Raw genomic sequence first — 23,063 nt, 5'->3', positions numbered from 1 at the left:
GAACGAAACCGTCAACAGGGCCCGACCACCACACGACTGGGGCGGGGAACGACCATGATGGGTCCGGCGCACTCACTGTCCGGGGCGGCAGCCTGGCTGGGGGTGGGAGCGGCGGCCGCGGCCGCCGGGCACCCGATGCCCTGGCCGGTCCTCGTCGTCGGCGCGCTCATCTGTGCCGGCGCGGCCCTCGCCCCCGACCTGGACCACAAGTCGGCGACGATCTCGCGCGCCTTCGGCCCGCTCTCCAAGGGGCTGTGCGAGGTGGTCGACAAGATCTCCTACGCCGTCTACAAGGCCACCCGCGCCCCGAAGGACGCCCGCCGCACCGGCGGCCACCGCACCCTGACGCACACCTGGCTGTGGGCCGTCCTGATCGGTGGCGGGTCCTCCGCGCTGGCGGTCACCACCGACCGCTGGGGCGTGCTCGTCCTGCTCTTCGTCCACCTGGTCCTGGCCGTCGAGGGCCTGCTGTGGCGGGCCGCCCGGATGTCCAGCGACGTCCTGGTCTGGCTGCTGGGCGCCACCAGCGCCTGGATCCTGGCCGGCGTCCTGGACCAGCCCGGCAACGGCTCCGGATGGCTGTTCACCGACCCCGGCCAGGAATACCTCTGGCTCGGCCTGCCGATCCTGCTCGGCGCCCTGGTCCACGACATCGGCGACGCGCTGACCGTCTCCGGCTGCCCCATCCTGTGGCCCCTCCCGATCGCCGGGAAGCGCTGGTACCCCATCGGCCCGCCCAAGGGCATGCGCTTCCGGGCCGGCAGCTGGGTCGAGCTCAAGGTGCTCATGCCCGTGTTCATGCTGCTCGGAGGCATGGGCGGAGCCTCCGCCCTCGGCTTCATCTAGGACCCGCCACGGAGTTCGTCCGGCACGGCTGAGGCCCCGGCCCCCGCGCGGCGGCGGGGGACCGGGGCCTCGTGCGGAGGGCGGCGCGGGCCGGTCAGCCGTGCCAGGAGCGCCACAGCGCCGCGTACGCGCCGTCCGCCGCGACCAGCTCGTCGTGCGAGCCCAGTTCGCTGATCCGGCCGCCCTCGACCACCGCGATCACGTCCGCGTCGTGCGCGGTGTGCAGCCGGTGCGCGATCGCGATCACCGTACGGCCGTCGAGCACCCGGGCCAGCGAACGCTCCAGATGCCGTGCGGCCCGCGGGTCCAGCAGCGAGGTGGCCTCGTCCAGCACCAGCGTGTGCGGGTCGGCCAGCACCAGCCGGGCCAGCGCGATCTGCTGCGCCTGCGCCGGGGTCAGCGCCGCACCGCCCGAGCCCACCTCGGTGTCCAGGCCGCTCTCCAGCGCCCGGGCCCAGCCGTCCGCGTCCACCGCGCCCAGCGCCGCCCACAGCTCGGCGTCACCGGCCCCGGTGCGTGCCAGCCGCAGGTTGTCCCGCAGCGAGCCCACGAAGACGTGGTGCTCCTGGTTGACCAGCGCCACCTGCTCGCGCACCCGCTCCGCGGGCATCCGCGACAGCTGCGCCCCGCCGAGGGTGACCTCGCCGGTCCGCGGCGCGTAGATGCCCGCCAGCAGCCGGCCCAGCGTGGACTTGCCCGCCCCCGAGGGGCCGACCAGCGCCATCCGGGTGCCCGGCGGCACGGACATGGACACCTGGTGCAGCACGTCCACGCCCTCCCGATAACCGAAGCGCACCTCGTCGGCCCGCACGTCACGCCCCGCCGGGGAGACGCCCGCGTCACCCGCGTCCGGCTCGATCTCCCGTACGCCCACCAGGCGGGCGATCGACACCTGGGCGACCTGCAGCTCGTCGTACCAGCGCAGGATCAGGCCGATCGGATCGACCATCATCTGCGCCAGCAGCGCGCCGGTGGTCAGCTGGCCCACGGACATCCAGCCCTGGAGCACGCAGTAGCCGCCGATCATCAGCACGGAGCCGAGGATCGTCACGAAGGTGACGTTGATGACGGGGAAGAGGACCGTCCGCAGGTACAGCGTGTACCGCTCCCACGCCGTCCACTCCTTGATCCGCCGCTCCGACAGTGCGATCCGGTCCGGCCCCAGGCGGTGCGCCTCGACCGTGCGCCCGGCGTCCACCGTCTCGGTCAGCACGGCCGCGACCGCCGCGTAGCCGGCCGCCTCCGAGCGGTACGCCGACGGCGCCCGCCGGAAGTACCAGCGGCAGCCGACCACCAGCACCGGCAGCGCCACCAGCGCGGCCAGGGCCAGCGGAGGCGCGGTCACCGTGAGCGCCCCGAAGAGCAGTGCGACCCAGACCACGCCGATGGCCAGCTGCGGCACGGCCTCGCGCATCGCGTTGGCCAGCCGGTCGATGTCGGTGGTGATCCGCGACAGCAGGTCACCGGTGCCGGCCCGCTCCAGCACGCCCGGGGGAAGGCCCACGGACCGCACCAGGAAGTCCTCGCGAAGGTCGGCCAGCATCTCCTCGCCGAGCATCGCGCCGCGCAGCCGGACCAGCCGGACGAAGAAGGTCTGGGCGACGAGGGCCAGCGCGAACAGCAGGGCCACACGCCCCAGATGGAGCTCGCGCGCCCCCGCCGCCAGCTGGTCCACGACGCGGCCCAGCAGGTACGGGCCGACCATGGAGGCCGTCACCGCGGCCGCGTTGACCGTCACCAGCACCACGAAGGCCCGCCGGTGGCGGCGGAACAGGCCGCGCACGTAGCCCCGTACGGTCGCCGTCGTGCCCACGGGCAGGGTGGCGGCCGATGCGGGGGCCGCCGGATCGTATTGCGGCGGTGCCACGCCGATCATGCGGATTCCTCGATCTCTGTCAGTGCATTTTCCAGCCGGTCTTCTTCCAGCCGGGTCAGTTCGATACGGGCCACCCGCTGCTCCTCGTCGGTCTCGCGGGTGACGACCGCCCGGTAGAGCGGTTCGCCGTGCAGCAGTTCGCGGTGCGTACCGGTCGCCGCGACCGCGCCCTCGTGGATCAGGACCACCCGGTCGGCGCGGTCCAGGAGCAGGGGCGAGGAGGCCAGTACCACCGTCGTGCGCCCGGCGCGCAGGGCGGTGATCCCGTCCGCGATCCGTGCCTCGGTGTGCGAGTCGACCGCCGAGGTCGGCTCGTCCAGGACCAGCACCTCCGGGTCGGTGGCCAGGGACCGGGCCAGCGCGAGCCGCTGGCGCTGCCCGCCGGAGAGGGACCGGCCGCGCTCGGTGATCCGCGCGTCCATCGGGTCCTCCACCCCGTCCGGCGCCGACTGCAGCAGCGCGTCCAGGACGTCCGCGCACTGGGCGGCGGCCAGCGCCGCCCCCGGCTCGACCGCTCCGGACGCCGGTACGGCGAACAGCTCGCGCAGCGTCCCGGACAGCAGCACGGGATCCTTGTCCTGTACGAGGACCAGCGTGCGCGCGGTGTCCAGCGCGAGCTCGTCCAGGGCGACCCCGCCCAACAGCACCGAGACCCGCTCGGCAGCCGGGCCGTCGTCCGCCGGATGCCCGCCGAGGCGCTCGGCGAGTCGGCCCGCCAGGTCCGGATCCCCGCACACCACGGCGGTGAACCGGCCTGCCGGGGCCAGCAGTCCCGTCGCGGGGTCGTACAGGTCCCCGCCCGGGGCCGGAGCCTGCGGGAACCCGGTGTCCGGCGCCTGCGGCTCGGGGGCGTCCGTACGCGTCAGCGCCAGCACCCGCGCCGCCCGCGCGGCGGAGGGCCGGGAGAAGGAGTACGCCATGGCGATCTCCTCGAAGTGCCGCAGCGGGTAGAGCATCGTGGCCACCGCGCTGAAGGCGGCGACGAGTTCACCGACCTCCAGCCGGCCGTCCAGCACCAGCACGGAGCCGTACCAGACCACGGTGATCAGCAGGGCGCCCGGGAGCAGCACCTGGATCGCGGAGATCAGCGCCCACATCCGGGCGCTGCGCACGGCCGCCTTGCGGACCTCCTGCGAGGCCTCGCGATAGCGGCCCAGGAACAGCTCCTCGCCGCCGATGCCGCGCAGCACCCGCAGGCCGGCGACGGTGTCGGAGGCGAGTTCGGTGGCCTGGCCGGCCTTCTCGCGCTGGACGTCGGCGCGCCGGGTGGCGCGTGGCAGCAGCGGCAGTACGGACAGGGCCAGCACGGGGACGCCGATCGCGACGACCACACCGATCGCGGGCGCGTAGAACAGCAGGCCGACGCAGATGGCGACGACGGCGAAGGCAGCGGCGAGGAAGCGGGAGACCGCCTCGACGAACCAGCCGATCTTCTCCACGTCGCCCGTGGAGACCGCGACCACCTCGCCCGCCGCGACCCGCCGGGTCAGGGCGGAGCCCAGTTCGGCGGTCTTGCGGGCGAGCAGCTGCTGCACCCGCGCGGCGGCGGTGATCCAGTTGGTGACGGCGGTCCGGTGGAGCATCGCGTCGCCGACCGAGATGGCGACGCCGATCAGTGCCAGCAGCGCGCCGACCAGCAGCAGCCGGGTGCCGTCACGCCGGACGACCGCGTCGACGCCCAGACCCACCGCGTACGGCAGCCCGGCGATGCCGCAGAAGTGCACCAGTCCCCAGCACAGGCTCCTGACCTGTCCGCCGAGTTGGCCGCGCCCCAGCCACACCAGGAAGCGCGGGCCGGAGCGGGCGTCGGGTACTCCGGGATCCGGATACGGAAGATCGCTGATCTGCATGACGCCCCATGACTGGTCGAGTGGTCCAAACCGTGCAAGGTTCGCCTTCCGGACCGGTTCCGGGCAATCGATTTTGCGTTGGCCAAGGCCCTACGCAGCGGGGTGTGCGGCGCGTCCGAGCGCGGACCGCCGGGTCAAGGACGAGTCGCCCACTCCAGTTCCAGCAGCGCCGAGTGGTAACTGCGGCCGGTGGCCCGGTCCATGCCCACCTCGCACATCCGGTTCGCCGACAGATGCGCGTCGAACGGGCGCGAGGTCACCTCCGCCGCCTCGCGCTCCGTCGCCGATGCCGTCAGCTCCGGATGCAGCATGCCCCGGTCGCCCGCGAAGGCACAGCAGCCCGCATCGTCCGGAACCACCACCTCCGTCGCACAGGCCTCGGCCACCGCCCGCAACTGCGCCACGTCGCCCAAGTGGTGCATCGAGCAGGTCGGATGGAGCACGGCCGAGCCCACCGTGCGCCGGATCTCCAGGTGCGGGAGCAGCTCGTCGGCCGCCCACACGAGGGAGTCGACGACCGTCAGCTCCGCGTGCAGCGCCCGGTTGTCGTCCGTCAGGTAGGGGACCACCTCGTGCGCGATGCCCAGCGTGCAGGAAGAGGCGTCGACCACCAGCGGCAGCCGCCCGCCGGCGGTCCAGCCCCAGGCGGCCTCCACGATCCGGTTGGCCATCACCCGGTTGCCGGCGTCGTAGCCCTTCGAGTGCCAGATCGTCGCGCAACAGGTGCCCGCGACGTCGCCGGGGATCCACACCGGCTTCCCGGCCCGCTCCGACACCGCCACCACGGCCTCGGGCAGCGAGGGGCCGGGTCGGCCCTTCGGGCCGCCGAAGATCCGGTTCACGCAGGCCGGGTAGTACACGGCCGCCGCGCCCACCCGCTCGGTCCGGGGCAGCTTCCCGGCGGCGGCGCCGGGCAGCCGCGGCAGCCACTGCGGAACCAGGTCGGGACGTACGGCCTTGCGCGCGGCCCCGGTGACGGCCTCCAGCAGCCGGTCGCCGACCCCGGCGCCGAGCCGGTCGACCAGCTTGTCGGCGGCGGCCACGGCCAGCCGGGCGGAGCGCTCCACGGCCTTGAACCGCTGCGCGGCGAGCGCGGCGGCGCGCTCCTCGCGCGGGCCGTGCCGGCGGTGGCGGAAGTCCCGCATGAGCGCGCCCGTGTCGATGCCCACGGGGCAGGCCAGCTTGCAGGTGGAGTCGCCCGCGCAGGTGTCCACGGCGTCGTAGCCGTAGGCGTCGAGGAGTCCGTCCAGCACCCGGGAGCCCGGCTGCTGGCGCATCATCTCCCGGCGCAGCACGATCCGTTGGCGCGGCGTCGTGGTCAGGTCCTCGCTGGGGCAGGTCGGTTCGCAGAAGCCGCACTCGATGCACGGGTCGGCCACCCGTTCCACCCGCGGGATCGTCTTCAGCCCGCGCAGATGGGCGGCCGGGTCGCGGTCGAGGAGGATGCGCGGGGCGAGCAGCCCGTCCGGGTCGACGACCCGCTTCGTGCGCCACATCAGCTCGGTGGCCTTGTGCCCCCACTCCAGTTCCAGGAAGGGGGCCATGTTGCGGCCGGTGGAGTGCTCGGCCTTCAGCGAGCCGTCGAACCGCTCCACCGTCAGCCGGCAGAAGGCGTCCATGAACGCCGCGTACCGCTCGACGTCGGCGGGCTTCGCCGCGTCGAAGGCGAGCAGGAAGTGCAGGTTGCCGTGGGCCGCGTGGCCGGCGACGGCCGCGTCGAAGCCGTGCTCGGCCTGGAGCGAGAGGAGCGCCTCGCAGGCCTCGGCCAGCCGGGAGGGCGGCACCGCGAAGTCCTCGGTGATCAGGGTGGTGCCGGCGGCGCGGGCTCCGCCGACGGCGGTGACGAAGGCCTTGCGGGCCTTCCAGTACCCGTTGACCGTCCTCGCGTCGCGGGTGAACGTGTTGGTGATCGAGGCCACCGGAGCGACCAGGTCCAGGCGCGCGAGGACCTCCGCGGCGCGGCGTTCGTACTCCGCGCGGCCCGCCTCGTCCGGGGCGCGGAACTCCACCAGCAGGGCGGTGGTGTCCTTCGGCAGTCCGGCCCAGTCGGCGGGGACGCCCTCGACGCTGACCGAGGCGCGCAGGGTGTTGCCGTCCATGACCTCCACGGCGAGGGCGCCCGCCTCGTTGAACAGCGGTACGGCAGCCGCCGCGGCGGGCAGCGAGGGGAAGAAGAGCAGCGCGCTGGTGAGGTGGCGGTCCAGCGGCACGGTGTCGAAGACGACTTCGGCGATGAAGCCGAGCGTGCCCTCCGAGCCGACCATCAGGCCGCGCAGGATCTCGACGGGGGTGGCGCCGTCCAGGTACGCGTCGAGGCGGTAGCCGGTGGTGTTCTTGATCTCGTACTTGGCCCGGATACGGGCGACGAGCTCCGGGTCGGCCTCGATCTCGCCCTTGATCTCCATCAGCCCGCGGCACAGCGCCGGTTCCGCGCGCGCCAGCTCCTCGTCCGCCTGTGGATCGGCGGTGTCCACAACGGTCCCGCCGGGCAGCACGAAGGTGAGCGAGGCGAGGGTGCGGTACGCGTTCCTCGTGGTTCCCGCCGTCATGCCGGACGCGTTGTTGGCGACGACCCCGCCGAGCGTGCAGGCGATGGCGCTCGCCGGATCGGGGCCGAGGACGCGGCCGTGCCGGGCGAGGGCGGCATTGGCCCGCGCCACGGTGGTGCCGGGCCGGATCCGGGCGCGGCGGCCCTCCTCCAGCACCTCGACGCCGGCCCAGTGGCGGCGTACGTCGATCAGGACGTCCTCGCCCTGGGCCTGGCCGTTCAGCGAGGTCCCGGCGGCGCGGAAGACGACTTCGCGCCCGCGTCCGTGCGCGTAGGAGAGGACCGCGGAGACGTCGTCGATGTCCTCGGCGACCACCACCACCTGCGGCACGAAGCGGTACGGCGAGGCGTCGGAGGCGTAGCGGACCAGGTCGGAGACCTTCCACAGCACCTTCTCGGCGCCCAGCAGCTCCGTCAGCTCGGTGCGCAGCGGCTCCGGGGTGCCGGCGGCGCGGTGGTCGGGGACCCGGTCGGGGGCGGGGCCGCCGACGCCGTGCGGCCGCAGGGCTCCGGGCTTCGGTTCCAGCAGCGGCATGCGCGACCCCTCGCCTACTCGTTCGGCCTACTCGTTCGGCCCGGTCCGAGGAACCCTCTCCGGCCCCCGGGGCGGCCCTCTCAGCAGCCGTGCTCCGCCGGGGCGTCCGTCAGAGCGTTCAGCAGGCCGCCGAGCACCTCGCGCTGCTCGGCGGTCAACGGAGCCAGGATCTCCTCTGCCGCGTCGGTTCGCGCGTTGCGCAGCCGGCGCAGCGTGGCGCGGCCCGTGTCGGTCAGCTCGATCCTTATGACCCGCCGGTTCGCCGGATCGGGGGCGCGGCGCACGCACTCGGCGGCCTCCAGGCCGTCCACCAGCGTGGTCACGGCGCGGGGCACGACTTCCAGGCGGGCGGCGAGGTCCGCCATCCGGGGCGGCCGGTCGCCGTCGTAGTGCGAGACGAGGCGCAGCAGCCGGCTCTGGGCGGGGGTGATGCCGAGCGGTTCCAAGTGGTGCTTCTGGATCCGGTGGAGGCGGCGGGTCAGCCGCAGCAGCTGCTCGGCGAGCACGCCGTCCGTGCTGTCGGTTTCGGAAGCGGTCCTCATACTGGGAAACAGTACCAGGACCCCATTCATTGTGAGTATAGGTAACAATGAGCTATGCTCATTCGAGTCTCATAGGTCTTGTACTCAGTCAGGTCTCGCCAGAAGGAGGCCCATGCGCCCCGAAGAGCCGAAATGGATCCCATCGAAAGAAGCCCTCGATCCCACCCGCCCCGCCCCCGCGGAGCAGCCGCGTGAGCTGCGCCGGATCGTGGGTCTGTTCCGTCCCTACCGCGGCCGCCTCGCCGTCGTGGGGCTGCTCGTCTGCGCCTCCTCCCTGGTCGCGGTGGCCTCGCCGTTCCTGCTGAAGGAGATCCTGGACGTCGCCATCCCGCAGGGGCGCACGGGGCTGCTGAGCCTGCTCGCGTTCGGCATGATCCTCATCGCCGTCGTCACCAGCGTCTTCGGCGTGCTCCAGACCCTGATCTCCACCACCGTCGGCCAGCGCGTCATGCACGACCTGCGCACCGCGGTGTACGCCCAGCTCCAGCGGATGCCGCTGGCCTTCTTCACCCGCACCCGGACCGGCGAGGTGCAGTCCCGCATAGCCAACGACATCGGCGGCATGCAGGCGACCGTCACCTCCACCGCGACCTCGCTCGTCTCCAACCTGACGGCCGTGATCGCCTCCATCGTCGCGATGCTCGCGCTCGACTGGCGCCTCACCCTCGTCTCGCTGCTCCTGCTGCCCCTGTTCGTGTGGATCAGCCGGCGCGTGGGCCGCGAGCGCAAGAAGATCACCCTGCAGCGGCAGAAGCAGATGGCCGCCATGGCCGCGACGGTCACCGAGTCGCTGTCGGTGAGCGGCATCCTGCTCGGCCGCACCATGGGCCGCGCGGACTCGCTGACCCGGTCCTTCTCCGACGAGTCCGAGAAGCTCGTCGGTCTCGAGGTGCGCTCCAGCATGGCCGGGCGCTGGCGGATGTCGACCATCGGCATCGTCATGGCCGCCATGCCCGCGCTCATCTACTGGGCCGCCGGCATAGCCCTCCAGTCGGGCGCCCCCTCGCTCTCGGTCGGCACCCTCGTCGCCTTCGTCACGCTCCAGCAGGGCCTGTTCCGGCCCGCCGTGAGCCTGTTGTCGACCGGCGTGCAGATCCAGACCTCGCTCGCCCTGTTCGGCCGCATCTTCGAGTACCTCGACCTGCCGGTGGACATCACCGAGCGCGCGGACGCGGTACGCCTGGACCGGGCCCGGGGCGAGATCCGGCTGGAGGACGTGCACTTCGCGTACGACGCCAAGCACGGGCCCACGCTGACGGGGATCGACATCACCGTCCCGGCGGGCGGCTCGCTCGCCGTGGTCGGCCCGACCGGCTCCGGCAAGAGCACGCTGAGCTACCTCGTGCCCCGGCTCTACGACGTGACCGGCGGCCGGGTCGCCCTCGACGGGGTGGACGTCCGCGATCTCGACTTCGACTCGCTGGCCCGTTCCATCGGCGTGGTCTCCCAGGAGACCTACCTCTTCCACGCCTCGGTCGCCGACAACCTCCGCTTCGCCAAGCCGGACGCGACCGACGAGGAGATAGCCGAGGCGGCCCGCGCGGCCCAGATCCACGAGCACATCGAGTCCCTGCCCGACGGGTACGACACCCTGGTCGGTGAGCGCGGCTACCGCTTCTCCGGAGGCGAGAAGCAGCGCCTCGCCATCGCCCGCACCATCCTGCGCGATCCGCCGGTGCTCATCCTCGACGAGGCCACCAGCGCGCTCGACACCCGCACCGAGCATGCCGTGCAGCGGGCCATCGACAACCTGTCCCAGGGCCGCACCACGATCACCATCGCGCACCGGCTCTCCACCGTCCGCGACGCCGACCAGATCGTCGTCCTGGACAAGGGCCGCATCGCCGAGCGCGGTACGCACGAGGAACTGCTCGAGGCGGACGGCCGGTACGCGGCCCTGGTCCGCCGGGACCGGGAAGCCGCGCTCCTGCCGGAGAAGGTCGCGCAACCCGCACCGGTAAACGTGTGATCGTATGACCACAATGCGGGCGTTATGCCGGGAATCTGGCGTTTCGCGGGTTAGCGTGCCCGCATGCGCCATGAGTACCAGCCGCCACGGCGTCGCTCCCGGCTCACCCGCCGGGGCCGTCTGGCGCTCTTCCTCGGCATGCTGCTCGCCATCGGTGCGGCCGCTCTGCTCCCGCTGCTGCGGAGCGGGGGAGCCCCCGAGAAGCCGCGCCAGCTGACCATCCCGGAGGGCTGGCGGGCACCCCAGGTGTACGCCGCGATCGACCGTGAGCTGAAGCTCCCGGCCGGCTCCACGAAGGCGGCGGTCCCCACGGCCGGACTGGCCCTGCCCGCGGAGGCGAAGGGCAATCCGGAGGGTTTCCTGTTCCCGGCGACGTATCCGGTGACCTCGAAGTCCACGCCGGCCGCCCTGCTCGCGTACATGGTGGACACGGCCAACCGGAAGCTGGCGACCAGGGCCGTCGCCGACGGCTCCAAGGCGCACGGCATGACCCCGTATCAGACGGCCACGCTCGCCAGCATCATCGAGGCGGAAGCCGAATCCCGCGGCGACCGGGGCAAGGTCGCCCGGGTGGTGCACAACCGGCTGGCGCGGTCGATGCCGCTCCAGATGGACTCCACCATCAACTACGCGCTGGGCCGCAGCACGGTGGACACCAAGCTGAGCGAGACGCGGATCGACAGCCCCTTCAACACCTACGAGCGCCAGGGGCTCCCGCCGACGCCGATCGACAGCCCGGGTCTTGAGGCCATGGCCGCGGCCGTCGCGCCGACGCCCGGCGACTGGCTGTTCTTCGTCACCGTGAAGCCGGGCGACACCCGCTTCTCGGCGACGTACGAGGAGCACAAGAAGCACGTCGCCGAGTTCAACCGGATCCGGGCCGGTGCCGGTGCCGGTGCGAGTACGGCGCCGGAGACCGGATCGGGAACCCGCGAGGCCGCCGCCGGGCGCGTCCGGGCGGGCTCCCGCGCCGGCTAGGCCGTCCCTTCCGGATCTTGCCTGACCCGCGCTGCCCGGCACCGCACCTCGCCGCGTTGTCGGGGCACCCGAGGACGTCCGGTAACCGGGAGCCTCAACGGACGGCGGCCGGTTCGAGGGTGCCGTCCGTGTCGCGCGTACGGTCCGTGCCGTCCGTGCCGCGGGCCAGCAGGCGGCGTATCTCGTGGACCGCGGCGCCTCCGGCGCGGTTGGCGCCGATCGTCGACGCCGACGGGCCGTAGCCGACCAGGTGGATCCGCTCGTCACGAACCGCGCGCGTGCCCTCGACGCGGATCCCGCCACCGGGCTCGCGCAGGTGCAGCGGGGCCAGGTGCTCGATGGCGGCCCGGAAGCCGGTGGCCCACAGGATCACATCGGCCTCCACCCGCCGCCCGTCCGCCCAGGCGACCCCCGTCGCCGTGATCCGGTCGAACACCGGCCGTCGCTCCAGCACCCCCGAGGCCAGCCCGGCCCGGACGGCCTCGGTCAGCGGGAGCCCGGTCACGCTGACCACGCTCTGCGGCGGCAGCCCCTGGCGCACCCGCTCGTCGACCAGGGCCACCGCGGCCCGGCCCTCGGCCTCACCGAAGCCCCCGTCGCGGAACACCGGGGGCCGGCGGGTCACCCAGGTGGTCTCCGCGGCCACCTCGGCGATCTCCAGCAGGTGCTGCACCGCCGAGGTGCCGCCGCCCACCACGACGACCCGGGCCCCGGCGAACTCCTGGGGCCCCGGATAGTTCGCGGTGTGCAGCTGGCGGCCCCGGAAGGTCTCCTGGCCCGGGTAGCGCGGCCAGAACGGCCGGTCCCAGGTCCCGGTCGCGTTGACCAGCGCCCGAGCGGTCCAGACCCCGGCCGGGGACTCCACCCGCAGCCGCCCGCCGCCCCCGTCCCGTACGGCCGTGACGTGTACGGGTCGCCGCACGTGCAGCCCGAACCGCTCCTCGTACGCCGTGAAGTACTCCCCGATCACCGCCGAGGACGGCCGCAGCGGGTCGGCGTCCGTGAGCTCCATGCCGGGCAGTGCGTGCATCCCGTGCACCTTGCCGTACGTCAGCGAGGGCCAGCGGAACTGCCACGCACCGCCGGGACGCGGTGCGTGGTCGAGCACCACGTACCCGATCCCGGCCCGGGCCAGGTGGTACGCACTGGACAGCCCCGCCTGACCGCCCCCGACGACCACCACGTCGACGTCCGCCGCATCCCGCATGAAATCGTTCACGGTTCTACCAACTCGGGGACCCGGCGGGATCTTCCCGTCGGGCCGATGGCCCTGCGCGAGCGCGGAGTGCTCGCTAAGGTCGGGGGACGTCAGGGGCGAGTGCGGCGAGCGGCGGGGGCGGCCGGGTGGGGCGACGATTCTTCATCGGCATGGGCAGCGGCAGGTACCTGCACCTTCCCCCCGAGGAACAACTCGCCTCCGTCCCGTGCGACATCCGCGACATGTCGGCGCTCTTCGGATCCTTCGGCTACGCCCCCGTCCTCGCGGGACTCGGTGAGTACGACGGCGCCGAACAGCTGCGCCAGAAGCTCCGCCACTGGTCCGCCGACACCGCGCTCACCGGCGAGGACGTCGTCGTGGTCTACTTCGCGGGCCACGGCGCCGTCGAGGAGCGCGACCGGCACTACCTGCTCTGCTGGGATTCGCAGGAGACCGACCTCGCCGCCACGGCCCTGGCCACCGAGGACCTCGTCCGCATCCTCTGCAACGGCGGCCTGCGCCACCTCCTGCTGGTACTCGACACCTGTTCCGCCGGCGCGGGCAGCGCGGACGCCTCCGCCGTCGCGCTGCAGACCATCGTGTACCGGGGCGCGGCCGCCGACGCCTCCGCCGGCCTCTGGTTCCTCGCCTCGGCCCGCCGCAAGGACGTGGCCGACGACGGCGCCTTCGTGGCCGCGCTCAGCGGCGCGATCACGACCACCACCGGACGCACCGGGCAGCGCCAGCAGTACCTCGACCTGACCGAGCTCGTGAAGGCCGTCAACGAACGCTTCGAGGCCGACGGCCGCGGCCAGCGCGCCGAACTGGCCAGTGGCCTGGTCACCGGCCTCGCCCCCTTCCTCGCCAACTCCGGCTACCGCGAGGAGTTACCGCCGCTCGGCACCGACCTGGAGGTCCAGCGCCGCGTCGTCGCCCGCGACCTCACCGAGCACTTCGGCCCCCGCTCGCGCGGCGTGGAGTTCGAGTCCGAGCAGGGTCTCTACTTCAGCGGCCGGGTGAGCGTGCTGTCCGAGCTGGTGGGCTGGCTGACAGCCCCCGACGGCGACTGCCGGGGCCGGGTCGTCACCGGCAGCCCGGGATGCGGCAAGTCCGCCGTCCTCGGCCGGATCGTCGCCCTGTCCGACCCGGCGTACCGGGCCCGGCTGGACCTCACGGGCGGGGATCCGCGCACCGTCGTCCCCGAGGGCTGTGTCACCGCCGCCGTGCACGCCCGTCACAAACGCCTCGAAGAGATCGTGGACCGGATCGCCGCCGCGCTCGGCACCGAGGCCGATGGCGCGGCCGCCCTGCTCCAGGAACTCACCCGGCGGGGCCGCCAGGGACCGCCGCTGATCATCGTCGTCGACGCCGTGGACGAGGCCGGATCCGACACCGCCGCGGACGCAGGGGGCCACGGCGAGCCCCGCCGGATCACCCGCGAGCTGCTGCGCCCGATGTCGGAGATCCAGGGCGTGCGCCTCCTCGTCGGCACCCGGCACGAACTCGTCACCCCGCTCGGACCCACCTTCGTCTGCCTGGACCTGGACCACGAGGAGTACCGCGCCGGGCGCGAGGACGTCACCGGGTACGTGGCCCGCGTGCTGCTCGCCGCCGAGGAGGCCGACGTACGCACCCCCTACCGCGGCCGTCCCGAACTGGCCCGGGCCGTGGCGCGCGGCGTGGCCGACAAGGCCGCCGGTGTCTACCTGTACGCGCGCACCACCGCCCGTACGCTGCGCTCCGACGAGACCGCCGTCGACATCACGAAGCCGGGCTGGGCCGAGGCGCTGCCCAGCGAGGTCGGCGAGGCCTTCGACGACTACCTGGCCCGCTTCGGCCCCGACGAGCCCCGGGTCCGGCGGATGCTGCTGGCACTGGCCTTCTCGGAGGGCAAGGGGCTGCCCCGCGGTCGGGTGTGGACCGCGCTGAGTTCGGTGATCTCCGGGGTGCCGTGCGAGGAACAGGACGTCAGCTGGCTGCTCGACGTCGCCGAGGCCTACATCGCGGAGGTCGTGGACGACGACCGGCGCTCCGTGTACCGGCTCTACCACAAGGCCCTGGCCGAGCACCTGCGCGCCACCGCCGACCGGCCGCCCGCCGAGATCCAGCAGTCGGTGGTGGACGCCCTGAGGTCGCTGGTCCCCGGGGCGGCCGAGGGGCACCCGGACTGGTTCGCCGCGGTGGCCTACGTACGCCAGCACCTGGCCACGCACGCCGCCGAAGCGGGCCGGCTGGCCGAACTGGTCGAGGACCCCGGCTTCCTGCTGGCCGGCGAACCCCTTTCGCTGCTGCGCGCGTTCGCCACCATCGAGGGCGACGGGGCCCGCCGGATCCGGGGCGCCTACGAACAGGTGGCCCACCGGCTCACCGCTGACCGGCCGCTCGGGGAACGCGCCGCCGACCTCCAGCTGTCGGCCCGGCGCTGCGGTGCGGACCGGCTCGCCGACCGGGTCGAGGAGCTTGCCGTCATCCGGCCCTGGTCGGCGCGCTGGGCCTGGTGGTCGACGAGCGGGGTCCACCGGCTGCTGGCCGGGCACACCCGTACGGTGGTCTGCGTGGCGGTGGGCCGCCTCGACGGCCGCCCCATCGCCGTCACGGGGAGCGTGGACCGTACGGCCCTCGTCTGGGACCTCCAGGCGCAGCGCCAGATCGGGGACCCGCTGCCGGTCGGGATCGCGGTGAGCGCGATCGCCATCGGCGAACTGGGCGACTACACGGTGGCGTTGACGGGAGGCGACGACGGAGTCGTCCGCGTCTGGGACCTCTCCGCCGGCCAGGAGTACGGTGCGCCGCTCACGGGCCACACCAACCGCGTCGAGTCCATCGTGGTCGGCACCGTGCGCGGGCACCCGGTGGTGCTCACCGCGAGCGCCGACGGCACCGCCCGGGTCTGGGACCTGGTCGAACGGCGCCAGCTCGGCCGCGATCTCAGCGCCCACCGGCGCTCCGTGCGCGCCGCGGACCTGGGCGAGCTCGACGGCCGCCCCATCGCCGTCACCGGTGGCGAGGACAAGGCCGTTCACGTGTGGGACCTCTCCGGCATCCTCGACGGCGGCGACGCCCGCCTCGACGGCAGCCCGCTGATCGGGCCCGCCATGGCGGTCACGGCGGTGTGCGCGACGGAGCTGGACGGCCGGACCGTGGCGCTGGTCGGCGACGAGGCGGGCATGCTCAGCCGCTGGGACCTCGCCGAGCGCCGCCAGATCGGCGAGCCGGTCATGGCACACGTCCACATCACCCGCAGCGGGGTCTTCTCGGCTTCGGTCGGCGTACTCCGGGGCAGGCCGGTGGCGTTGACGAGCGGCACGCGCAGCGCCCGCGTGTGGGACCTGCGCACCCTGCAACCGCTCGCCCACCAGCTGCGCGGCCACGTGGAGGACATCAGGGCGACGGCGCTCGCCCACCACGGCGAGGCCGCGCTCGCCGTCACGGTGGGCGACGACCGGACCGCCCGGATCTGGGACCTGACGGCGGACCAGCCGCCGGAGGACCACACCCAGCCCGTCTGCGCCACCGCCTTCTGTACCGGGCCCGGTCGGCCGTTGGCCGTCACCGGGAGCGAGGACGGCACGGCCAGGGTCTGGGACCTGCACACCCGTGAGCAGCTCGGCGCCCCGATGGAGGGTCACACGGGGCAGGTCGCGGCGGTGGCCTGCGAGATGGTCCACGGCCGCCCGAGGGTGGCCACGGGCGGTTCCGACACCACCGTCCGCCTGTGGGACCCGCTGCGCGGTCCCGCCGCGAGCCTGGTGTTGACCGGGCACACCAACGCGGTGCGCTGCCTGGCCTTCGGTGAGCTGGACGGCAGGTCCGTCGTGGTCAGCGGGAGCGAGGACGGCACGGCCCGGGTCTGGGACGCCGCCTCCGGCGCGCCCGTGGGCTCCCCGCTGGCCGGTCACGTGGGAGGCATCCGCCGGCTGGCCGTGCGCCGGGCGGGGCGCGGGATGGAGATCGTGCTCTCCACCTCCCTGGGCCACGCCTACCTGTGGCGGCTCACAGGTGACGGGGCCGCCCCGGCCGCCCGGCGACCCGCCGCCCACTTCGAAGTCATGGACCTGACCCTGTCCGCCCGGATCGTGGGGGTGGCCTTCCACCGCTCGCGCGCCGTCGTCCTGGCCTCGCTCGCGGGGAACAACGTGCACGTCCACGACGTGGCCGACGGGAAGCTGCTGGCGGGACCCTTCCGTGGTCACACCGGATTCGTGGTGGCGGGCGCCCTCGGGCAGATCGGGGGAGAGCCGGTCCTCGCCACCAGCGGGCTCGACAACGCGGTGCGGATCTGGACCGTGGAGACGGGGGAGCCGTTCGGACCGCCCCTGGAGGTCTTCTGCTCGCGGGGCCCCCTCGGCGCCGACACCCCTCCGGTCTTCGGCCATGCGGACGGAGTGCCCGTCGTCATCACCGCGGGCTCCCTGGACGTGCGGGTATGGGACCTCGCCGCCCTGCACCCGATCGGAGAGCCGCTCTGCGGAGTGGAACAGACCCTGGTGTCCGCCGACATCGTCCCCGGTGAGCAAGGCCGCGACCTCGTCGTGACGGGAGGGCTCGACGGCGCCGTCCGCGTGCACGACCTGGCGGACGGCCGGCAGGTGGCGCCGCAGCTCACGTTCGAGACACTGTCCCTCAGCCATGTGACCGCGGCCCGCCTGGGCGGGGACACCGTGATGGTCCGCAGCAGCTGGCTGTACACCGACGTGTGGACCCTGCGGCCGCGCCGCCGGCTGGTGAAACGGCCCGGTACCTCGCTGCGGGCCGAAACGTACGTGCTGGGCGAGCGCCGGATCGTGGTCTCGGTCTCCGCCGACTTCGCCCTGCACGCCTGGGACCTGGGGACCCAGTCGCCGCTCGGCGTCCCCATGACCGGCCACACCTCCCACATCGTCGGGCTGCGGACCGCTCTCGTCGGTGGGACGCACACCGTCGCCAGCTGCTCCTACGACGGGACCGTCCGGCTCTGGGACCTGGAGACGGGACGCCCGCTCGCCGAGCCGCTCGGCGGCCACGAGCTCGGTGCCACCGGGCTCGAACTGGCCCGGGTGGCGGGCGAGGACCTCGTCGTCACCGGATCGGGGGACGGCAGCCTGCGCGTCCACACCCACCGGGGCAGGTGGCGGCTGCGCACTGAGCTGCCGCCGTTCTCCTCCGTGGTCGCCGCCATCCGCGTCATGGACGTCCGGGGGGTCGCCACGCTCATCGCCGCTGACCAGCACGGTCTGATGCGGGTGTGGGACATGGCCCGCCCAGGCCACTGGACGACGGAGATCCACATCGGCAGCGGCATCAACGGGCTGACCGTCGACCGCGCCGGACGCGTCTGCGTCGCCACCGACATGGGCGTCGTCGCCCTCAGCCTGACGGAGGTCCGCCCGTGAGCCGCATCGTCCTCGTCCACGGCATCGCCCAGGAGGTCCTGGGCCCCGAGACGCTGCTCACCGAGTGGCGCCCCGCCCTCGCCGACGGCCTCACCCTCTCCGGGCATCCGGGCGTCCCCCGCGAGGAGGTCTCGATGGCCTTCTACGGAGACCTCTTCCGGCCGAAGGGCCACCGCGGCCCCGGTACCCCCGAGCTCGACGCGGGCGACGTCGAGGACGGCATCGAGCGCGAACTCCTGCTCCGGTGGTGGGAGCAGGCCGCAGCCCTGGAGACCCGGGTCTCCGGACCGGGCGACCGCACGCGGCTGCGCACCCCGCACCTGGTCCAGCGGGCCCTGGACGCGCTCAGCCACTCCGCCTTCTTCGCCGGGATCGGCGAACGCCTGATGATCGGCGCGGTCCGCCAGGTCCGCCGGTACTTCACCGAGCCCGCACTGCGCGGCGAGATCCAGGGGCGCCTCGCCGCGGCCCTCACCGACCGGACCGAGGTGATCGTCGCGCACTCCCTCGGCACGGTCGTCGCGTACGAGACCCTGTGCGCGAGCCCGGACCGGCCGGGCCTGTCACTGGTGACCCTGGGATCCCCGCTCGGCGTGCGGAACCTGATCTTCGACCGGCTCCGGCCGGAGCCCTCCCGGGGGCGGGGCCGCTGGCCCGCGCCCGTGCGGCAGTGGATCAACATCGCCGACCGGGGCGACCTCGTGGCGCTGGCCAAGGAGCTCGGGCCGAGCTTCGGGGAGCGGGTGCGCGACCTGTCGATCCACAACGGGGCTCGGGCGCACGACGTACGCCCCTATCTGACCGCGGCACCGACCGGCCGGGCGATCGCCGGAGCTCTGACCGGCCGGGGGTGACTCCGGCGGGGGTGATTCAGGCGGGTGATTCAGGCGGCCGGGTGCTCGCAGAGCCACTCGTAGGCCGTGTCCGCGGTGAATTCCGGCTGGCCGGCGGGGAAGAGGAGGGCTGCCGTCGCGAACGCCGGGTCGGCTGCGGTGGCCGGCACGTACGGGATCGCCACGCAGGCCATGCCGGCCGCGTGGGCGGCCCGTGCCCCCGGCGCCGCGTCCTCGACGACCACGCAGTCGGCGGGGTCCGCGCCGAGGCGGCGGGCCGCCTCCAGGAAGACGTCGGGGGCGGGCTTGCCGTGCTCGACCTCCTCGGCGGAGACCACCGTGGTCAGCAGCGCGTCCAGGCCCGTCCCCGCCAGCACGGCGTCGATCGCCTCGCGCGAGGACCCGGACGCCACCGCCATCGGGACCCCCTCCGCGTGCAGCCGCTCCACGAACTTCCGCATCTCGGGGAAGGACTCGGTCCCGGTCCGGGCCAGCTCCAGGTAGGCGGCGTTCTGCTCGGCCAGCAGCTGCTCCACCGGGGCCCGGATCCCGTACCGGTCCCTGAGGCTCTCCAGCGTCTCCAGGGTGCCGATGCCGATGAAGCGCGCGTGCTGCTCCCAGGTGAAATCGGGGACCCCGTGCCGCGCCAGGGTGCGGCGCCCGGACTCGTAGTAGTTCGGCTCGCTGTCCACGAGGGTGCCATCGAGATCGAATATGACGGAAATCATCCGCTCTGACCGTTCTGCCGGTTGCATACCTTTCCCGGCCATCCTGTCAGGATGTGCGCGCCGCCCGTCCCACGGACTCCACCAGCGGCAGCAGCCGGTGCGCGACGCGCTCGCGCAGCGCCACCTCCGTACGGGTGCGGACCACGCCCGGCAGCCGGATCAGCCGCTGGATCACGTCCTCCAGATGCGCGTTGTCCCGGGCCGCGACGCGGGTCAGCAGGTCCCCGCCGCCGGTGATCGAAAAGGCCTCGATGATCTCGGGCACGGCGGCCAGGGCCTCGCCCACCTCGTCCAGGTGCCCCTGGGTGACCTCGATGTGCACGAACGCCAGCACCGGATGCCCGAGTGCGGCGGGGGAGAGGAAGGGACCCGTTCCGGTGATCACCCCGGTGCGTTCCAGCCGGTCCAGCCGGGCCTGAAGGGTGCCGCGCGCGACCCCGAGGATCCGGGCGTACTCGCGCACGCTGGTGCGCGGCTGTTCGATCAGCAGACGCAGGATCCGGGTGTCGAGCTCGTCCACCGCCATGCCGCGACTGTACCAATGGCCCAGTGCGATGCCCTTCCGTCGACTGCGGCCGAGGTGCATCCGCGGGCACCGGTCCGCGGGAATCCCTTACGGGACTGCCGGTCGGACACCTACGAGGAACGGAGAGAGCGATGAAGGCCACCACCGGTCTGCACTGCCTGGTCACCGGGGCCACCGGATACATCGGGGGCCGCCTCGTGCCCGAGCTCCTCGACGCCGGACACCGCGTCCGGTGCCTGGCCCGGTCCCCCGAGAAGCTGCGCGACCACCCGTGGGCCGGGAACACCGAGGTCGTCCGCGGCGACGTCGTCGACGCCGAGTCGGTCGCGGCGGCCCTGAGCGGGATCGACGTCGCCTACTACCTCGTCCACGCCCTCGGCGCCGGATCCGGATTCGAGGACCGCGACCGCACCGCCGCCCGCATCTTCGCGGAACAGGCCCGTGCGGCCGGCGTCCGCCGCATCGTCTATCTCGGCGGGCTCACCCCGGCCGGGATCCCGGTCCGTGACCTGTCCCCGCACCTGCGCTCCCGCGCCGAGGTCGGCGAGATCCTCCTCGGCTCCGGAGTGCCGACCACCGTCCTGCGCGCCGCCGTCATCATCGGCTCCGGCTCGGCCTCCTTCGAAATGCTGCGCTACCTGACCGAACGGCTCCCCGTCATGGTCACCCCCAGCTGGGTCGGCACGCGCGTCCAGCCGATCGCCGTCCGCGACGTCCTGCGCTACCTCGTCGGCAGCGCCGCCATGCCGCCCGAGGTCAGCCGCGCCTTCGACATCGGCGGCCCCGACGTGCTCACGTACGAGCAGATGATGCGCCGCTACGCCGCCGTCGCCGCCCTGCCCCGCCGGCTCATCCTGCGCGTGCCGATGCTGACCCCACGGCTGTCCAGCCACTGGATCGGCCTGGTCACGCCCGTTCCGCCGGCCCTGGCCCGGCCGCTCGCCGAATCCCTGCGCCACGAGGTCGTGTGCGCGGAACACGACATCGCGCGGTACGTCCCCGACCCGCCCGGCGCCCCCATCGGCATCGACCGGGCCGTGTCCCTGGCCCTGCGACGGGTGCGCGAGGCGGACGTGACCACCCGCTGGTCCTCCGCCTCCCTGCCCGGCGCGCCCAGCGACCCGCTGCCGACCGACCCCGACTGGGCGGGCGGCAGCCTCTACGCCGACCGGCGCGAACGCGCGGTCGACGCCTCGCCCGCCGCGCTGTGGCGGGTGGTGGAGGGCATCGGCGGGGAGAACGGCTGGTACTCGTTCCCCCTGGCCTGGGCCGTACGGGGCTGGCTCGACCGGCTCGTCGGCGGTGTCGGCATCCGGCGCGGCCGACGCGACGCGGCCCATCTGCGGGTGGGCGACTCCCTGGACTTCTGGCGGGTGGAGGAGATCGAACCGGGCCGCCTGCTGAGGCTGCGCGCGGAGATGCGGCTGCCGGGGCTGGCCTGGCTGGAGATGTACGCGGACCCGGCCGCGCCGCCGGGCCGGGACCCGGGCGGTGCGGTCCGGGGCGCCCGGTACCGGCAGCGGGCCCTGTTCCACCCGCACGGGCTGCTCGGCCACCTCTACTGGTGGAGCGTGTCGCCGTTCCACGCCGTCGTCTTCGGCGGCATGGCCCGCAACATCGCCCGCGCCGCGCGCCGCCTGGACGAGGAGGCAGCCGCGAGCCGGGGCGCTCCGTCCGACGGGCCCGCATCCGACGGGCCCGCATCCGGCCGGCCCCCGTCCGCCGAAGTACCGGACGACAGCCGTCCCCCCGGTCCCGACGCGGAGCGAGAGAACCCATGAACGTCGCGGTGGTCCTGTACACCTCCGACCTGCGCCTGCACGACCACCCGCCGCTGCGCGCGGCCCTCTCCTCCTGCGACCGGGTGGTGCCGCTCTTCGTCCGCGACCGCGCCGTGGACGCGGCCGGCTTCGCCGCGCCCAACCGGCTCGCCTTCCTCGCCGACTGCCTGGCCGACCTTGACGCCGGACTGCGCGAGCGCGGCGGCCGCCTGGTGCTGCGCTCCGGCGACGCCGTCGCCGAAGTCCGCGCCCTCGTCCGGGAGTGCGACGCTGACGAGGTCCACATGGCGGCCGGGGTCAGCGGTTACGCCCACGCCCGCGAGGAACGGCTCCGCGCCGCCCTCGAAGCCGAGGGCGTGCGGCTCTACGTGCACGAGGCGGTGGTCACGGTCGCCGCCCCCGGGGCCGTGCTCCCCGCCGGCTCCGACCACTTCGCCGTGTTCACCCCGTACTTCCGCCGCTGGTCCGAACTGCCGCCCCGCGCCGTCGCCCCCGCACCGCGCTCCGTCCGCGTGCCCGACGGCATCGGCTCCGACCCGCTGCCGCGGCGCGCGGACGTCACCGGGGTCTCCCCGGGCCTCGCCCGCGGCGGCGAGCGCGAGGCCCGCGACCTCCTCAGGCGCTGGCTGCGCGCGGGCCTCTCCCGCTACGCGGACTCCCACGACGACCTGGCCGGCGACGCCACCTCCCGGATCTCCCCGCACCTGCACTTCGGCACGCTCTCGCCCACCGAGGCGGTCCACCGCGCCCGCGCCACGGCCGGCCCCGCCGCCGACCCCGGAGCCGAGGCCTTCGTCCGGCAGATCTGTTGGCGCGACTTCCACCACCAAGTGCTCGCCGCCCGCCCCGAGACCGCCGTACGGGACTACCGCGACCGCCACGACCACTGGCGCACCGGGGCCGCCGCCGACGAGGAGACCGAAGCGTGGAAGGAGGGCCGCACCGGCTACCCGGTGGTCGACGCGGCCATGCGCCAGCTCCGCCACGAAGGCTGGATGCACAACCGGGGCCGGCTGCTCACCGCCAGCTTCCTCACCAAGACCCTGTACGTGGACTGGCGGATCGGCGCCCGGCACTTCCTGGACCTCCTGGTGGACGGGGACCTCGCCAACAACCAGCTCAACTGGCAGTGGGTGGCCGGGACGGGCACCGACACCCGGCCCAACCGGGTCCTCAACCCGGTGCGCCAGGGCCTGCGTTACGATCCCGCGGGCCGCTTCGTGCACCGATGGGTACCGGAGCTCGCCGGGCTGGACGCCCCGAGGGTGCACGAACCCTGGCGGCTGCCCGCGCCCGAGCGGGCCCGGTACGCCTACCCGGACCGGATCGTGGAACTCGCCGACGGGCTCGACCGGTTCCGCAGCGGACGGGGAGCGCGGTGAACGGCGGTACCGGCCGCCCCGGAGCCCTATCGTGAGCGGGTGGACCGCGTGCCCCAGACACCACCGCCGCCCCAGACACCACGCCAGCCCCAGCCCCAC

14 protein-coding genes are annotated in these 23,063 nt (G+C 73.8%); 7 read left to right on the top strand and 7 right to left on the bottom strand.

The features are described from left to right. Positions 1-54 precede the first annotated feature (54 nt). Complete coding sequence (locus ADK52_RS13235) at positions 55-846, top strand: metal-dependent hydrolase (RefSeq protein ID WP_053689975.1); 792 nt, start codon at positions 55-57, stop codon at positions 844-846. Positions 847-940: 94 nt separating this feature from the next. Here ADK52_RS13235 and ADK52_RS13230 read toward each other — a convergent pair whose 3' ends face one another. From ADK52_RS13230 to ADK52_RS13215, 4 genes are all read right to left on the bottom strand, one after another. After that, complete coding sequence (locus ADK52_RS13230) at positions 941-2,722, bottom strand: ABC transporter ATP-binding protein (protein WP_053689974.1); 1,782 nt, start codon at positions 2,720-2,722, stop codon at positions 941-943. Beyond that, positions 2,719-4,572: an ABC transporter transmembrane domain-containing protein gene (locus ADK52_RS13225; protein ID WP_053689973.1), complete on the bottom strand. Its 1,854-nt coding sequence runs from the start codon at positions 4,570-4,572 to the stop codon at positions 2,719-2,721. Before ADK52_RS13225 ends, ADK52_RS13230 begins: the two co-directional genes overlap by 4 nt. Positions 4,573-4,706: 134 nt before the next feature. Beyond that, entirely contained in the window at positions 4,707-7,655 is a 2,949-nt protein-coding gene (locus ADK52_RS13220; RefSeq protein WP_053689972.1) for an FAD-binding and (Fe-S)-binding domain-containing protein, read from the bottom strand. 80 nt (positions 7,656-7,735) lie between these two features. After that, the gene (locus tag ADK52_RS13215) at positions 7,736-8,197 is read right to left on the bottom strand and encodes a MarR family winged helix-turn-helix transcriptional regulator (RefSeq protein WP_053689971.1); all 462 of its coding nucleotides are present in this window, start codon (positions 8,195-8,197) and stop codon (positions 7,736-7,738) included. Between the two features lie 112 nt (positions 8,198-8,309). Between ADK52_RS13215 and ADK52_RS13210 the strand changes: the two genes are divergently transcribed. After that, the gene (locus ADK52_RS13210; protein WP_053689970.1) at positions 8,310-10,166 is read left to right on the top strand and encodes an ABC transporter ATP-binding protein; all 1,857 of its coding nucleotides are present in this window, start codon (positions 8,310-8,312) and stop codon (positions 10,164-10,166) included. A 63-nt stretch (positions 10,167-10,229) separates the two neighbouring features. Beyond that, a complete protein-coding gene (gene mltG / locus ADK52_RS13205) occupies positions 10,230-11,144 on the top strand; it encodes an endolytic transglycosylase MltG (RefSeq protein ID WP_053689969.1) in 915 nt (304 codons plus the stop codon). A 94-nt stretch (positions 11,145-11,238) separates the two neighbouring features. Here mltG and ADK52_RS13200 read toward each other — a convergent pair whose 3' ends face one another. Then, a complete protein-coding gene (locus tag ADK52_RS13200; RefSeq protein WP_053690021.1) occupies positions 11,239-12,351 on the bottom strand; it encodes an FAD-dependent oxidoreductase in 1,113 nt (370 codons plus the stop codon). 161 nt (positions 12,352-12,512) lie between these two features. On the opposite strand from ADK52_RS13200, the gene ADK52_RS13195 reads away from it, so the two are divergent. Next, positions 12,513-17,714, top strand: coding sequence for a caspase family protein (locus ADK52_RS13195; RefSeq protein WP_063783829.1), 5,202 nt, complete (start codon positions 12,513-12,515; stop codon positions 17,712-17,714). Continuing rightward, a complete protein-coding gene (locus ADK52_RS13190) occupies positions 17,711-18,568 on the top strand; it encodes a hypothetical protein (protein ID WP_053689967.1) in 858 nt (285 codons plus the stop codon). Before ADK52_RS13195 ends, ADK52_RS13190 begins: the two co-directional genes overlap by 4 nt. A gap of 29 nt (positions 18,569-18,597) precedes the next feature. On the opposite strand, the gene ADK52_RS13185 is transcribed toward ADK52_RS13190, so the two are convergent. Further along, positions 18,598-19,275: an HAD family hydrolase gene (locus tag ADK52_RS13185; RefSeq protein ID WP_053689966.1), complete on the bottom strand. Its 678-nt coding sequence runs from the start codon at positions 19,273-19,275 to the stop codon at positions 18,598-18,600. Between the two features lie 46 nt (positions 19,276-19,321). Continuing rightward, a complete protein-coding gene (locus ADK52_RS13180; protein ID WP_053689965.1) occupies positions 19,322-19,801 on the bottom strand; it encodes an Lrp/AsnC family transcriptional regulator in 480 nt (159 codons plus the stop codon). 131 nt (positions 19,802-19,932) lie between these two features. On the opposite strand from ADK52_RS13180, the gene ADK52_RS13175 reads away from it, so the two are divergent. Further along, the gene (locus tag ADK52_RS13175) at positions 19,933-21,582 is read left to right on the top strand and encodes an SDR family oxidoreductase (RefSeq protein WP_078988289.1); all 1,650 of its coding nucleotides are present in this window, start codon (positions 19,933-19,935) and stop codon (positions 21,580-21,582) included. Beyond that, on the top strand, positions 21,579-22,964 hold the full coding sequence (locus tag ADK52_RS13170) for a cryptochrome/photolyase family protein (RefSeq protein WP_053689964.1): 1,386 nt from the start codon (positions 21,579-21,581) through the stop codon (positions 22,962-22,964). Before ADK52_RS13175 ends, ADK52_RS13170 begins: the two co-directional genes overlap by 4 nt. Positions 22,965-23,063 lie beyond the last annotated feature (99 nt).

It is taken from the genome of Streptomyces sp. WM6372, assembly GCF_001279655.1.
Lineage (GTDB): Bacteria > Actinomycetota > Actinomycetes > Streptomycetales > Streptomycetaceae > Streptomyces.
Note: the sequence above shows the minus strand (reverse complement) of the source record. Positions and strands in the feature narration are given on the sequence as shown.